Raw genomic sequence first — 14,097 nt, forward strand, 5'->3', positions numbered from 1 at the left:
CCTTTTCCTCCGGAATCAACATGCCGCCGCAGATTACAATGCTGACCACCCGCTCCGTTTGGTTATATTCGTCTCCCCGCTTGATCTGCTCGGTGAGCATCTTGGCGGTCGAAAGGACTATGCGTTTCCGCAATTCCTGACCGGTTTCAACCTGCATTTCTACGTTGATCACCGCGCCGGATTGGGTGTGGACCTTTACATCGAGAATGCTCATCTTGTCATCCTCAAACTCCCGCTTAAGGTAGGGGTCGATGATGGTCAGATGGTCGAATTCCGCCTCCGGCAAGTCCAGGGCGGCGGCGAGGAGCGCGGTTAGAACGGCGATGTTCCGCTGATCCCCAAAGATAAGTTTGAAAATAAAGTCGAATAAGGGCGTATAAAATCTTTTCGTCATAGAGTGCCTCCGCCTTATAGAGAGCGCCGGCGTCTATTTTGCTTTAGTTAAAAGGAAAAAATAGACCAAATCCGTGAAAATTCGCGTTAATCCGCAGCCCATACCTAGGGATTGTTCAGACGGTCTAGGGGAAGGGATGCTTCTCTCCCTGCCCCTTTTTGCCGATAAATAAAAGGAAAAGGTGTTTCAAATAAATGTTGTTTAATGTCGTTTTATGAAGAAAGGGTTTGAATTTCCTACCATATGCGATACATTTAGTGATAAGGAGTTTCCCGGTGAAAAAACCCATGGTCAATTTTGCCATTTTTACCGCCCTGGCGGTTTTGGTGTTTTCCTGCGGTATCCCCACGTCCATGCCTATACTCCCCTCTGAGGTGGTGATAAAGGCCAGTCCAAGCATATCTGCGCCCCTGGGAAGCATCCATTACAGCATGTTGGATTATCTGCCCTTTGATCCCACGGATCTTGGGGAGGACGTCAGACTCTATGACTACCAAAAACCCGGCGTCACGGATCAGCGTTTCCTTGCCCATTATACGCTGCCCCTGGGAGATGATTCCGGCGTTGACTTGGTCGATATCAGGGCGCAATTGAAAACGATAGAAGAGCACACCTTTGATGTTAATTTTCAATATGATATTCCTGATGTTCCGGACGATATGGCTCACCCGGATGCAGATGGCAAATATCATACAGCCGTAGTTGAAAACGCTGTAGATTTGACAGATATAATAGGAACTATTGAGGGGGCCGGTAAAAAAACCCTAAATCGGGATGGTATTCCACTACAAGTTGAATTAGAAATACCTCTCTCTATACCCTTTGAAATGACTGGGTTTGACACGGTGACTTTTAAACCTGGAATGAGCTTCAAACTTGACTTTACGTTATCCACTCCAGGTGGATTTCCCAGCGGATTAGACAATGTATTGCTTATAATTAAAAGCCTCAAATTATCAAAATCCTCCATTATACTTGTTCAAAGTAGTACGTCATTATCATTAAACAATAGCAGTAAAACAGGTTCCGTCTCTTTGACATGGGTAGGATCCGAAAACAAAACATTCCCAAAGGATCCGGTTTTTGAATGTACCTTAAAAATAGATCATAATGGTTCCGGTAGTTCTCCTGATCTAGCTGATTCTAATGCAAACTATAATCTTAAAATCGAAACCAGTTTCGAAAACCCTGAAAACTTAACAGGGGTGACTAATCTTGCCGTTGATTCGTCTGCGCTTGAGGTTGATTTTGGCAGTGCCGATCCAATTACTCTTGTCATAGGCGGCGGTTTTATTTCTGCGGATATTGGTGTAGGTAATTTTAACCTCGACTTTGGTTCAATATTTCCACCTAAGGTGGATTCAAATAAAGAATGGTGGCAAAACATCGCAGTTAGACCGGGTACTGTTAAAGTGCACCAATACGCTTCCTCCCCCACAGAGGCGGGGTTAACCCTTGAAACGATTGAGGAAAAACACACAAGCCTTAATGGCCAACATTTAACCAAAGAACCAATTAAGATCAACGGGGAACCGACTGTAACTATAGCTGGTTCGCTTAGTTTCAACAACATAACTGTTAGAAAAGATGCGGCTAAGTATTTTATCGACCGCACTATCTATGTGGATGTTGACATTGATTTCTTTTCTCTTGTTACGCTAAACTCCGGTCCCACCGCAACCGGCGGGGCGGACATAGACGAAAAGTTATCGCGTACAGAAATTTTCGAAGTGCCGGATGATGTTGCGGATCTTGTTAATTATATTCAATTTCCCCCAGGAGGAGACAAGCGCGACATACTAAACGGCATAGGCGTGTACCTTGAGGTTACTAAGATTGAAAGACTGGACAATATGGAAATGTTTGTTGAGGCAGCTGATCTCAATATAAATAGCAGCCAGGTTCTGGAAAGTGGATTTATCAGTACGAGCCATGGGTATATTAAGTTTACCAATAATACGGAGTTTCCGTTTACACCGCCCCCACCGGTGATTCCGCCCGATCCTTTGGTAGTTAATGGGGTGGAGATTCATATTAATATGGTACCTACCTCTCCCGGCGGTTATGATAAAGTCCATTCCATCCTGAAATTGGCCAATGTTGAGCCCGGCAAATCTATTGAGATACAGGCGATTGCCAAGCCGATCTTCGGCTGGAAATACATATCGGCCAAGGTGCCTGCCGATTTCAAAGAAGAATTGATGGGACGGTATCCTAAGGCGGAAGATGATCCCATTGATCTGAGTTCCGCCGCCGATTATGCGGGATTAGGTTTTAAGGACATTAATGCCCAGTTATATTTAACCGGCCCTGATTCCATAACGCCCGCATTAAAGAGTTTTAGTGCGAGTTTTGGTTCCAAGCCGGCGATGAACCTGTATACCCCTGGGGGGGCCGTCGGAGTCATAGAAAGTTTCCCCAGGCTGTCCGTTGAGGCCGGGGAGTATGATTTCGATATCTACAATGAAGCGCAGCTGCCCGGAGGCGGCAATTCTATTAATCTGAAGGACGTGATAAATAAAGTAATGGCAGGGGAGACAGATCCGCTGGTCTTTACCTATGAAATTGAAATGAATGATAATCGGGTAACGCCGGCAAAGGAAGGTGTTATCATAGAACATGACTTCCTATATCCGCCCGGTACGGACCCTGCGGACTACCCCAAAACATTATCGCCGGAAATCCATATTCTTGTGGAATTACCCTTGGTTTTTGAGGTTCAGGATCATACCAAGGATCTAAGGCTTGAGATAAAGGATCTTGATCTGGGCGATGAGGATCTCTTTAGCCGTAATAATGCGGCGGATGAGTCCTATTTTGAATATGTTACTTCCCTGGAACTCAATATTGACATGAAAAATTTAGCCGGATTGAATAAGGGGAAGTTTATATTGATTAATCAGCCGTTGGGGCAAGACCAGCCCGATGAGATACCCTTATTTGATCTGAGCAAACAGCACCTGCAAGTAAAGCCGGATATGGCGATATTGAAAAGGTTCCCCTTTATTCCCAAACTGATCATTGAGTTTCCCAAGGAGACCACTGATCTGCAATTTGATCGGGGTCTCAGTATTGATGTGCAAAGTATAACCATCAAGGCTGAAGCCGGGTATACTCTGGAAACGGGATTTTAGAGATGAGGGTAGGCATGAAAAAGACGCTTGTCTTGATAGTACTTTTTCTCCCTGCCCTGTCCCTTTGGGCGCAGAATAAACCCAACCGTTTTGTCGAAGTAGGTTTCGACGCCGGCTTCTCCTTTGCCAACAATTATCTCAGAACCGGGGATATCTTCAAGGAAACCATCACCCTGGATCTGTCCAAAATGGCCGGGGATCTTAAGGAAGGGTTGAGCGTGTTCTTTGATGCTCACGAAGCGACCGTCCTTAATTTTAACCTGGGGGCTACCTGGGGTTTCGGTTTGTTTGCCGGCATGGATTCTCTGGGGCATATTAATATACCCCAATCAATGGTTGAATTACTAACCCAGGGAAACGAACTGCACAAGACCTATTCCGATGATTTTGGTTTGGGGGCGGCGGTTTTTCTGGAAACCGGTTTCTGGGCTTCCGCAAGGATCAGGAGAATTAAATTCACGGTCCGGCCTGCCTATTTTATACCCCTGGTATATTTGGACAAATCCCGGGCACATTATACCTTTGCGGCTAAAGCTGATGGTACCATTGCGGTGATCGGAAATTACGATGTAGATATATTTACCCCCCTTCCCCTTGACGATCTTAGTATTGATGCGGGGAGCATCCTTGGTAAGGGCGGGGCAGACATAAGCCTGCGGGCGGAGTATCCCCTGTTTCGCAATCTTGTCATAGGCGGTTCCCTAACCCACATTCCGATTTTTCCGGCCCAGCTTAGTGATAAATACACCATGAGCGGAAGCTTTGAATTTAACAGCAACATTGAGGATATCATAAATGGCGACTATGAAATTCCCGATTTTGAACCGGCCAATGAATCAGACACCGGCAACAGGGTAGTTTTTCGCCCCTTTAAATTTGGCATTGACGCGGTTTACCGGCCCTTTTATATACGGCTGCTAACTATCAAGCCTACGCTCGCCCTGGTATTCAACAACATCTACAATATGCCGATTTACGCGGATTTTGGGGTGACCGGAGAACTGAACCTGGCCAGAATTCTCAGAGTGGATGCCGGTACCCATTATGAGGATTTGGTTTGGAAACAGCGGGTAGGCCTGGCCCTGAATTTTCGGATCATTGAGTTTGGTATCGGAGTAACAACCCAATCCCAGCAGTTTTTAAAAAGCTTCCAGGGTGCGGGCTTTGGCATAGATATTGGTCTCCGTATGGGCTTCTAAACGGCAGGGTTAAGCCGCAGTTCCGCACGGAACGCCGCCTGCCCGCCGCCGGTCCGGCGTCCCTCGATTGATATGGCTGAGCCGCAGGCGGAATCTGCGGGGAGTGGCGTGGTCCGGATCTCCAAGGTTTCTCCCAGTTTAATCTCGTTCAGGTAGTTGATATCCAGCCGCATGGTTTTTGCCCTTATCAGGGTATCCGGGGCGGTGATATCCTGGATCCATTGGACATACCGGGCATTGTTCATATGCCCGTTGAAGTCTATATCCGAATAGGCCGCCCTTCGTTCCCCAAGCTTCTCCGGGTGATACCCCTCCGCTTCCCTTGCCTCAAGGCCGGTCCCTCCGTCCGCAAGGGAGTTCAGGCCATCGTTTAGGGGCAGCTTCTCCATTGTTGCCTGGGGCCGCAGGGGCCGCCGCTTATCAATATCCACTATAAGCCAGCAGCTTCTGGCCCGTACAATAGGTATGCCCGCCCCATCCAGTATATCAAAATCCCGGATGGCAAAAAGCTTTTCCCAACCCCGTGGCCAGGTCCTGACCGTGATCTGCTCCTCCTGTCGAGGCCGCCGCTCCATCAGTACGGACATCCGGGAAAGCACCCAGCCCTGGCGAAGTTCCATCATGGGCGCCCTGCCAACCCCTAAAGCCTCCGCGTGCCGTATGGCCGCCTCCTGAAAATAATCAAAGGCCGCCGCCATGCTTAAATGGCCGGATTCATCCACTGCGGTAAAACCCACGGGAAAGCTTTCCTCATAAATATCCATAATATACTCCAATGCTATAATACAAAATTCTGCAGGAAAAAAATAAAAAAAGCAACCATAAATATCGTTGTAAAAATTCAACGAATTCAGTAGACTTAATTTATCAAATATTAGGAGTCTTCCATGAGCAGTGAAGTAACGATAACTAAGGATAATTTTGACGCCGAAGTTTTGCAGTCCCCCATCCCGGTTTTAATTGATTTTTGGGCCGACTGGTGCGGTCCCTGTAAGATGATAGCCCCCATGCTGGAGGATATCGCCGGTGAATATTCCGGCCGCCTCAAAATTGGCAAGGTCAACGTCGATGAGCAGGGAGACCTGGCGGGACAGCACAATGTGGTGTCTATCCCGACCCTGGCTCTCTATAAGGGCGGCAAGATCCAGGCCCAAACGACCGGCGCTATGCCCAAGCATGAAATGGTCAACTTTTTCAAGGACTTTATTTAGGCTCGTACCGTTTGTCGCTGTTTGGTTTCCCCGGGCTGGCCTGGCTGGTGGCGGTGATGTACCAGTCAAGGGCGCTATTCGTATCCTTAACAGTCTCGTCCCGGCAGATGGTTCTGGTTGCCGTAGCCCCTTTGGTGGGGACCGCATCCCGGGGGCTCAGGCTCCTGCTCCCTCCCGTTGGGGGAAGCCAGGCTTTCTGGTTAGCCAGAATATCCGCCGCCCGGCTTAGGTCTTCCTTTGCCCAGGTATTGTCGGGGTTTTCGCTGAGAAGTACGCCGTCCAGTACCGTATCATCCTGATCCAGTAGTATTATCACATCGGTTTTTCTAAGTCGTTTAATCGCTTCGGGAACCCAGAAGTCACGGGCATCCGGAAGGGCCTCTGTTCCTGGGGAAAGGGCGAGATTGTCACCAATTTCATCCTTACTTGCGGGATCCAGGGTTCGTAGGTGCAGAACCAGATACTCTCCTGCTTTAACCTCCGTTGGGGGAAACTCGAATACCGGTTCCGCCATACCTGTTCCCGCGGTAAAGAGCCGGATCGCCCCCAGGTTTCCCGGGCTGAGGGTTTTAAACTCCAGAAATTCCACCTTTGGGTTGGCGTATTCCGTGCGCAGCTCCGTGATAATCAAACCGGGAATCCGCTCGTTCCTGGAACGGAAGGGTATCAGTACCCCCAGGGTATTCCCCAATTCATCCTCCACCAGGAGATCCGCCACGATCCGTTCGCCCCCCTGCATGACCCCCTTCAGGTTCACCAATGCCGATGTTCCATCGCTTATGGATTGGACTTCCAGGGGGGGATCAAAATTGATAGACGATACTACGACGGGTTTGGAAAAGGTAAATTCGATTTCCTTTGAACTAAGCGCTTTAACCCCCAGGAATACCGGTGTTTCCGTACTGGACCCCAGGACCTTCTGTATGGCCTGCTCGGTGGAGCAGGTACAGGCGGAAAAGCCCAGAATCAGCAGAACGGTTCCCCATAAAATTGAAGTATTAATCTTTGCCATAATTGCCTCCGCCCTAAATATGCTGCGGAGGAATTTTTTGCTTTACCCGAAGAGAAAAAAAAGCAGTTTTTTCTTAAAGTTTTAGGGCTTCTACCATGTAACGGAGATCAAATCCTTCTTCGCCGGGTTTTTTCATCTCGATTACAAAGATAAGGGAACCATCCTGGGGGGCGATCATCACTTTCCGGACACGGTATGAGCTGATCAGGGGCCGCTTTATCTGGGGGGTACCCACGGTATAAGACCGTTTGGAACCATCCTTGGCAGTTTTTTCAACATTAATAATAAAGGATGATTTCAGGTTGGCGCCGTATCCTTCAAGGGTGGGTACCAGGGTGGCTTTGTAGGATGAGCCGGCCTGGAAATCCCGGAATTCGATGGTTTCGCCGCCATCCCCCGGGCCGTTAGAGGTTTCCAGGGAAATAAAGAGAGGCTGCCCTTGGCGAAGGAAATTAATCCCGTAGCGATCCGCCAGGGTACTATTCTGGGTAATGAGCCTGAACAGGGCGCCGGAACCATCCTGGCCCGGGACTACCGTATCGGTATGGGTATAGGAAACCCTGCCGCCGGATACAAAGTTGTTCCTGGGCACATCCACCACCCCCAGATCCGCCCAGGGTCTAAGGGTTCTTGATTCAACCCCGTACTGGGCAAACATATACACCCTGCCGTCAGGGGAAAATCCAAGGTCGACAAAAGACGCATTATCCCCCGCCCAAAGGTATAAACCGCCGAAAATAAGGACGGCTATCACAAGGTAGAACGATTTTCTTTGCACCATTAGACTCTCCTCTTTACTAATATCGGAAAATCATCTTAAGTCTTGAATCTCCCTTTACATTATTTTTACTTTCCGCTACACTTCTAGGCTCATAGAGCAATTTACTCCGAGAGGAAGGTTTATTATGTCCCGCACCTGCGATATTTGTGGCAAGCACACTATCACCGGAAATAAGGTGAGCCACGCAAAGAATCATACCCGGCGCACCTGGAAGCCGAATTTACTCAAGGTAAAGACCGAAATTCAGGGTACCACGGTAACCCTTAAGATCTGCGCCCGCTGCCTTAAAAGTGACTATATCACCAAAAAGGTCTAGGGACTAGAGCGAAAACGCGCCCGCCGCAGAAGCTTTCCGTCTTTTTACTCCTGTTTTTTCTCATTTTTTTATCCTGTGGAGTTCCGGAATTGGTCACCCTGGGGATTATTTGCCCTAGTTTTCCGGAAGCCACTCCCCTGGAGGCGGATTTTCGGGAATCGGAGCTTCAAACTGCGTATTCCTTCACCCAAGGGCTCCTGGGAGACCCAATTCCTCCGGGTCTGAGTCTAGTTCAGCCGGATATCGTTACCCGGGATCTGACCCTTGAGCTCTATTCCCAATGGCAGTTTGAAGCTGAAACTAACGACGCTACGGGCGGCGAAGCCTTTACCCTATCCAGGACCTACCTAATTCCCCGGGATACTGCCCTGAACGGCCGGAGGGATACCACCCTCGCAGCTTGTCTGGCCGGGGCTGAGACCCTGATACCCCTGCGGGAATTGTCCCCGCCGATGATAGCCCTCCGGGTGGACGGCCTTTCCGCCGGGGATGAGGGCTATCCCCTTATCTGGGAAACCAGGGCACGGTTCCCGGCAGACGGGGAGGGGCAGGGGAGCCGGGACAGGAAAAAAGAGGCCAGGGCAGCGGCTTTAAGGATAGAGCTTGAAACGCTGTTGCGGGAACGGACTGCGGCGGCGAATCCGCTGCTGGAAACCAGGCCCCGGCTGTTCTGGCTTGCCGCTGCCGGCGACCTGATGCTGGGCCGCGGCGCCGGGGACATACTCCTCCGGGAAGGCCCGGGGGGAATCTTCGGAGAAACTGCCGGTCCGCTTATGACGGCGGACCTTTCCATCGTGAACCTGGAAGGGGCGGTGAGCAGCCGGGGAAGCAGGGTGGAGAAGACCTACAACTTCCGCTTTCCACCGCTCATGGCCGGGGCTTTGCAGCAAGCGGGCATTGACGCGGTGCTCCTGGCCAATAACCATATCTACGATTTCGGCCCCGATGCTTTTCTGGATACCCTGAGCCACATGGAAGCCGCCGGTATCGGCATACTTGGCGCAGGGCGGAACCTGGAAGCCGCCGCATCGCCCTTTGTGTTTAGCCGGACCGACTGGGACGGAGTGAAGCTTCCGCCGGTTCATGTTTTTGGTATAGCATCCTATCCCCGTGAAGCCAGCGGCTGGGATGGCCTGTCCATAGCGGCGGGGGAAAACAAACCGGGGATACTCCACGCGGGCCGGGGCGGGACGGACAAGCTGAAGGAAGGGTTTTCCGCCGAAGCCCTGGACATGGTGTTCTTCCATGGGGGCAGCGAGTGGACCACTGCGCCGGATACCCGGACCCGTGGCATATACACGGATCTGATCAAGGCCGGGGCGGACATCATCATCGGATCCCATCCCCATATCGTTCAGGGTTTTGAGTGGATTGAAGGTAAGCCTGTCTTTTGGTCCCTGGGAAATTTTGTCTTTGCGGGGATGGAAAATACCGGCGGCGGGGACGAAGGTCTTTTTTTACAGTTGGGATTTCTGGAGAAAAGACTGGTTTACATCGAGCCCTTTCCCCTTACCCTGTCCGGCCCTCAGACAAAAATTGCCCCCATGGAGGAGCTAAAAACCTTCTATACCCGCTCCAGGTAGGGTCTAAGGCTGTCCAAATAGCTCCGTTGCCTGTTTCCGGACCTCATCCGCCATGGCCTGGTAGTTACCCTTGAGGGCGTTCATGTTCTGATTGTAAAACGCCACGAATTCCGGGTCCTGGAAGGGGTCTATCTGTACATGCCGGCCAAGACGCCGGGCCAGTTCTTCTTCCTTTTGGCGCAGTTTGGGGGCGTACTGCCGGCGTATGGCTTCGTCGTACTGGGTTGTTTCGCCCAAATACTGGGAGAGCGCCTGAAGGAATTGCTTGTACAGCGCCCCAAAACGGGAATCTCCAATCACCACCTGGAGGCCCTTCCCGGCGGTTTCGATCCGTTTTTCATCGTCCTTGGTAACCGGGAGGGTAACCTGGGCGATAAGCACATCGAATATGCCCTGTTTTAGAGCCCCCAGCTGTTCCTTGGGGGCTTTTTTCAGCTCCCCCTCCAGCCCGTCCTTGGGATTTTCCAAAAAAGCATTGGCCAGCTTTTTCCCCCGCTGCTTTGCCTCAAACTGATCGATGCTGCCCTTATCGCTCTTTACGGATTCGGTCCTTTCCAGGGCCAATTCCAGAGCGCTTTTTATCCTGCTCATTTGTTCCGCCTTTGTGTTTGTTTCTATATATTATTATAAAATACTAATTAAACCCGCCCCGGAGCAAATGGCATTCATCGTTTTATCCCAGGGTTCGGTCGGCACTTCGGGCAGTATCTGCTGTTCCAGACAAAACGCTACCCTGATATAGGGCACGCCAAGCCCGTCCAGTTTGGCGAAAAATTTGTCGTAATACCCCTTGCCATGGCCCATGCGGTTACCCTGCCTATCGAAGGCCATGCCGGGCGTCACCATCAGCGCCGGGCTTTCCTCTGTTTTTCCGGTTTCACCTGCCCGCTGGGGAAATTCTTCGGGCAAGACCGGCCCTTCAATAAGCGGTTCCCGTATGCCGAAAGCCCCGGTTTGCCAGGGACCCTCGGCGGACTTGATACGGAAAAACCGCGCGATGTCCCCTTCAACCTTGGGGAGAAAAACCTTCTTCCCCTGCTTAAAAGCCAGGTCCAAAAGGGACGCCGTTTCGATTTCACCGGGGGCGGAGAGGAAGAGCAATACTGTGGAGGCGTTTTGCCAGGGGGGAAAGACGGCCATAAACTCCGCAGCCCGGATACCCTCATTTCGAAAGGTTTCCGGGCTAAGTTGCGCAAGCTGCTGCCTTAGGGTTTTACGAAGTTCTTGTTTAGGGCTTACCATGAAACAAGAATAGCAAAGTTTTTAGAAAGTCGCTACCACGCTTCCATCGGTCCAGGTCTTGGTGATGTGGTCTTTGATCTTCGTGGACCTTAGGGCCTGTGACAGTGCTTGTATCCGGGCGTCATTTTCGTTACCTTTTTTCACTACCACGATGTTTACATAGGGGGAGTCCGCTCCCTCAATGATCAGGGCGTCCTTGGCGGGGTTGAGGCCCGCTTCCAGGGCATAGTTGCCGTTGATGGCTGCGGCGTCCACGTCGGTCAGGGACCGGGGAAGCAGGGCGGCTTCAAGTTCCCGGAATTTGAGGTTCTTGGGATTAGTGGCAATATCCTGGGGGGTAGCGGTAATACCCGCATCGGCCTTGAGGGTGATGATGCCCTTAGATTGGAGCAGTAACAGAGCCCGGCCTCCATTGGATGGATCGTTAGGGATGGCGATGGTGGCGCCCTCGGGGAGGTCCGCTATGTTCTTGATGGAAGCGGAATAAACTCCAAAGGGTTCAATATGAACCCCAAAGGCCGCAACCAGGGCGGCCTTCCATTCGGCGTTGCTTGCCAGGTAGGGAATGTGTTGGAAGAAATTGGCGTCCAGATCCCCTGTGATGAGGGCGGTATTGGGGGTTACGTAGTCGGTGAATTCCACCACCTTGAGGGTAATCCCCTGAGCAGCCAGATCATCTTTGACCAGGTTGAGCAGTTCCGCATGGGGAACCGGGGTGGCGCCCACGGTCAGGGTAGAGAGCCCCAAAGAGGTTTTTTTATTGCACCCCGGGAATGCAATAAAAATAGCGATACACACAATTAGTATGCTTACGGACATCTTCTTCATCTAATTCCTCCTAAGAATTATTAAAAAATATTTTGTGGGTTCCGCAAAAAACAGAAGTCTGTTGCGGAACTCAACGTTTTGATAACAAACTACGGCTCACCGCAGTACCGGTAAGCTGTACTATTTCTACGAGAATCAGGATGATGATCACCGCCGCGATGGTTACATCGGTCCTGAACCGGTAGTAACCGTACCGTATGGCCAGGTCTCCCAGACCGCCGCCGCCTATAGCCCCGGCCATGGCGGAGTAGCCGATCAGGTTGATGATGGTCAAGGCCATGCCGGAAACCAGGGCCGGCAGAGCCTCGGGGATCAGCACCTTGAGAATGATCTGCATGGTGGTGGACCCCATGGCCTTTGCCGCAACCAGTATCCCGCCGTCAACTTCCGTGAGGGCCGCCTCCACGATCCGGGCCACAAAGGGGGCTGCCGCAATGGACAGGGGGATTATCACCGCCGTGGGCCCAATACTGGTACCGATGATGAACCGGGACAGGGGGATGAGCAGGATCATCAGGATGATAAACGGAAGAGAACGGAACAGATTCACGACACGGGACAGCGCATTGTAGGGGAGTATCCGGGGATTAAGCCCCGTAGGAGAGGTACAGTAGAGGAAGATTCCCAGGGGGAAGCCCAGGATAGAGGCAAAAACCGTGGAGGCCAGGGTCATATAGACCGTGTCCGCCGTAGCCTGGGGAAGGAGACCCAGGAGGGCAAACAATTTTTCCCTATCCATGGATCAGCTCCTTTGCGGCCGCAGTCTTCGGCGCCTCGAATACCGCCTTTACGCTTCCGGTTTCCACAATACGCCCCCCTTCCATCACCGCCACCTCCTGGCATACCGCCCGGATAACTTCCATCTGGTGGGTAATCAGGGCCACCGTAATATGCAGCTTCTCGTGGAGATCCCAGATCAGGGAAAGTATGGACCGGGTCGTCTGGGGGTCCAGGGAACTGGTCGCCTCGTCGCAGAAAAGCACCTCCGGTTTTGCGGCCAGGGCCCGGGCAATGGCCACCCGCTGTTTTTGTCCGCCGGAAAGCTCCCGGAGCCGGGCCTTACGCTTATCCTGTATATCCACCAGTTCCAGCAGCTCATCCACCCGTTCATGGATCTGCTTCTTATGAAGCCCCGCAATTTCCAGAGGATAGGCGATATTCCCCGCCACATTCCGGGAGCCCAGGAGGTTGAAATTCTGAAAAATCATACCCATTCGCCGCCGCCTTAACAAAAGCTCTCCGCTCCTCAGGGTATCCACCCGTTCATCTCCGTAAAATACTTCCCCGCTGTCCGGGGCCTCCAGGAGGCTCATAACCCGCAGCAGGGTAGACTTGCCGGCGCCGCTTCTCCCGATAATGCCGTAAATGCCTCCTGTGGGGATACTAAGGTCCACAGTTTGAAGGGCGGACACTGCAGCATATTGTTTTGATACTCCCTTAACGGTAATCATGAACTTTTCCTCTTTAATATATGGAATAAATAACCATATTATGAAAAGCCATAGAATTGATACCGCCCTTTTCGTATACTCTGGTCTATATATCATACAAAACATATCGGAATACCAGTAGAATAGACAATGGCGAAAAAAATGTCAATAGGTAGGTTTAAGACCCCCTATGGACCCCGATTAGGTTACCGGGAACGCACTAAAACGAAGTATGGGGTCCTGCCAGCTGGAACAAATATCAGGAACCCCCAAAGGGTCCCCCTGATATTTGTTCCACTGTCACCCCGATAACTTAGTGTGTGTGCGTTCCCGAGCCGTTTAGGGGGTCCATAGGGGGCCTTTGTCGCATAGCGCATAATTTGGCGAACCGGCCCGGTGAAGCCATGCGCCCACGCGGCACGGAAGCACACCTACAACGAGTACGGAGTGGGGTGTCAGGAAGGAAAGGTATGGAGGGACCCTCTGGGAGGCCCCATACGTTTCCTTCCTGACAGGCCCCCCCGACCAGTTGTGTGCTTTCGAAAACCCAGTCTGCGCATGGCTTCACCGGGCTCACCCCATACGAATTTTCAAAAAATTGATCCTCAGACTAAAGCGTTTTTCAGCATAACTCCCCTATATACGCAGCGGGCCGAAGAGTCGCCGCTTAAAACCTGGGCTTAGGCCCACAAAGGAGCTGTTATGAAACTATCTTTCCTGGTCCCCTTTTTCTGGGGCGAACTGCGCCGCAAGGCTACGGAAAACGCAGAAAAAGGCGTTCCCCTAGATATCCTTTCGGATTTTGTTTTTAAAAGCCTCTTTACCGACGATAACGAGGACTCCCGTGACGCCCTGCGTCATCTCCTCTCCGCCTGTATTGGCCGCCCCGTCGCTTCCCTGGACATTCAGAATAACGAACTCCTCCCGGAGTACCTTACCGGTAAAACGGTCCGTCTGGACATACACC

Annotated in this window: 16 protein-coding genes; 6 read left to right on the forward strand and 10 right to left on the reverse strand. The window is 51.4% G+C overall.

Annotated features, from left to right (window positions below; genetic code table 11):
* Nucleotides 1-394: Rpn family recombination-promoting nuclease/putative transposase (locus LQZ19_RS16645; RefSeq protein ID WP_411048815.1), on the reverse strand; the 394-nt coding region annotated here is incomplete at its 3' end.
* 124 nt (nt 395-518) lie between these two features.
* On the reverse strand, nt 519-794 hold the full coding sequence (locus LQZ19_RS16650) for a hypothetical protein (RefSeq protein WP_411048816.1): 276 nt from the start codon (nt 792-794) through the stop codon (nt 519-521).
* 31 nt (nt 795-825) lie between these two features.
* Here LQZ19_RS16650 and LQZ19_RS16655 point away from each other — a divergent pair, with 31 nt between their 5' ends.
* Both LQZ19_RS16655 and LQZ19_RS16660 read left to right on the forward strand, forming a co-directional pair.
* Nucleotides 826-3,528: a hypothetical protein gene (locus tag LQZ19_RS16655; RefSeq protein WP_411048817.1), complete on the forward strand. Its 2,703-nt coding sequence runs from the start codon at nt 826-828 to the stop codon at nt 3,526-3,528.
* 14 nt (nt 3,529-3,542) lie between these two features.
* Complete coding sequence (locus tag LQZ19_RS16660) at nt 3,543-4,727, forward strand: hypothetical protein (protein ID WP_411048818.1); 1,185 nt, start codon at nt 3,543-3,545, stop codon at nt 4,725-4,727.
* Here LQZ19_RS16660 and LQZ19_RS16665 read toward each other — a convergent pair.
* Nucleotides 4,724-5,491: an acyl-[acyl-carrier-protein] thioesterase gene (locus LQZ19_RS16665; RefSeq protein ID WP_411048819.1), complete on the reverse strand. Its 768-nt coding sequence runs from the start codon at nt 5,489-5,491 to the stop codon at nt 4,724-4,726. The genes LQZ19_RS16660 and LQZ19_RS16665 overlap by 4 nt on opposite strands.
* Nucleotides 5,492-5,614: 123 nt before the next feature.
* Between LQZ19_RS16665 and trxA the strand changes: the two genes are divergently transcribed.
* Complete coding sequence (trxA, locus tag LQZ19_RS16670) at nt 5,615-5,938, forward strand: thioredoxin (protein ID WP_411048820.1); 324 nt, start codon at nt 5,615-5,617, stop codon at nt 5,936-5,938.
* On the opposite strand, the gene LQZ19_RS16675 is transcribed toward trxA, so the two are convergent.
* Both LQZ19_RS16675 and LQZ19_RS16680 read right to left on the reverse strand, forming a co-directional pair.
* Nucleotides 5,931-6,950, reverse strand: coding sequence for a lipoprotein TP_1001-related protein (locus LQZ19_RS16675; RefSeq protein ID WP_411048821.1), 1,020 nt, complete (start codon nt 6,948-6,950; stop codon nt 5,931-5,933). The two genes, trxA and LQZ19_RS16675, sit on opposite strands and share 8 nt — an antisense overlap.
* A 73-nt stretch (nt 6,951-7,023) precedes the next feature.
* A complete protein-coding gene (locus LQZ19_RS16680; protein WP_411048822.1) occupies nt 7,024-7,731 on the reverse strand; it encodes a DUF2259 domain-containing protein in 708 nt (235 codons plus the stop codon).
* Nucleotides 7,732-7,855: 124 nt separating this feature from the next.
* Here LQZ19_RS16680 and rpmB point away from each other — a divergent pair, with 124 nt between their 5' ends.
* Together rpmB and LQZ19_RS16690 are read left to right on the forward strand one after the other, a co-directional pair.
* The gene (gene rpmB / locus LQZ19_RS16685; protein WP_411048823.1) at nt 7,856-8,047 is read left to right on the forward strand and encodes a 50S ribosomal protein L28; all 192 of its coding nucleotides are present in this window, start codon (nt 7,856-7,858) and stop codon (nt 8,045-8,047) included.
* An 89-nt stretch (nt 8,048-8,136) separates the two neighbouring features.
* Complete coding sequence (locus tag LQZ19_RS16690) at nt 8,137-9,630, forward strand: CapA family protein (RefSeq protein WP_411048824.1); 1,494 nt, start codon at nt 8,137-8,139, stop codon at nt 9,628-9,630.
* 3 nt (nt 9,631-9,633) lie between these two features.
* Here the strand turns inward: LQZ19_RS16690 and LQZ19_RS16695 are convergent, their stop codons facing one another.
* The 5 genes from LQZ19_RS16695 to LQZ19_RS16715 form a co-directional block, all read right to left on the reverse strand.
* Nucleotides 9,634-10,221, reverse strand: coding sequence for a DUF6657 family protein (locus LQZ19_RS16695; protein WP_411048825.1), 588 nt, complete (start codon nt 10,219-10,221; stop codon nt 9,634-9,636).
* A gap of 33 nt (nt 10,222-10,254) precedes the next feature.
* Nucleotides 10,255-10,872 (reverse strand): 5-formyltetrahydrofolate cyclo-ligase, encoded by a 618-nt coding sequence (locus tag LQZ19_RS16700; RefSeq protein WP_411048826.1) that lies wholly within the window; start codon nt 10,870-10,872, stop codon nt 10,255-10,257.
* Nucleotides 10,873-10,893: 21 nt separating this feature from the next.
* The gene (locus tag LQZ19_RS16705; RefSeq protein WP_411048827.1) at nt 10,894-11,700 is read right to left on the reverse strand and encodes a MetQ/NlpA family ABC transporter substrate-binding protein; all 807 of its coding nucleotides are present in this window, start codon (nt 11,698-11,700) and stop codon (nt 10,894-10,896) included.
* A 70-nt stretch (nt 11,701-11,770) separates the two neighbouring features.
* Nucleotides 11,771-12,439 carry a methionine ABC transporter permease gene (locus LQZ19_RS16710; protein ID WP_411048828.1) on the reverse strand — a complete coding sequence of 223 codons (669 nt, stop codon included), beginning with the start codon at nt 12,437-12,439 and terminating at the stop codon, nt 11,771-11,773.
* On the reverse strand, nt 12,432-13,151 hold the full coding sequence (locus tag LQZ19_RS16715; RefSeq protein ID WP_411048829.1) for a methionine ABC transporter ATP-binding protein: 720 nt from the start codon (nt 13,149-13,151) through the stop codon (nt 12,432-12,434). The genes LQZ19_RS16710 and LQZ19_RS16715 overlap by 8 nt, the downstream gene beginning before the upstream one ends.
* 681 nt (nt 13,152-13,832) lie before the next feature.
* Here LQZ19_RS16715 and LQZ19_RS16720 point away from each other — a divergent pair.
* Nucleotides 13,833-14,097: PD-(D/E)XK nuclease family transposase (locus tag LQZ19_RS16720; protein ID WP_411048830.1), on the forward strand; the 265-nt coding region annotated here is incomplete at its 3' end.

Source organism: Treponema primitia, from assembly GCF_046533075.1.
GTDB lineage: Bacteria > Spirochaetota > Spirochaetia > Treponematales > Breznakiellaceae > Termitinema > Termitinema primitia_B.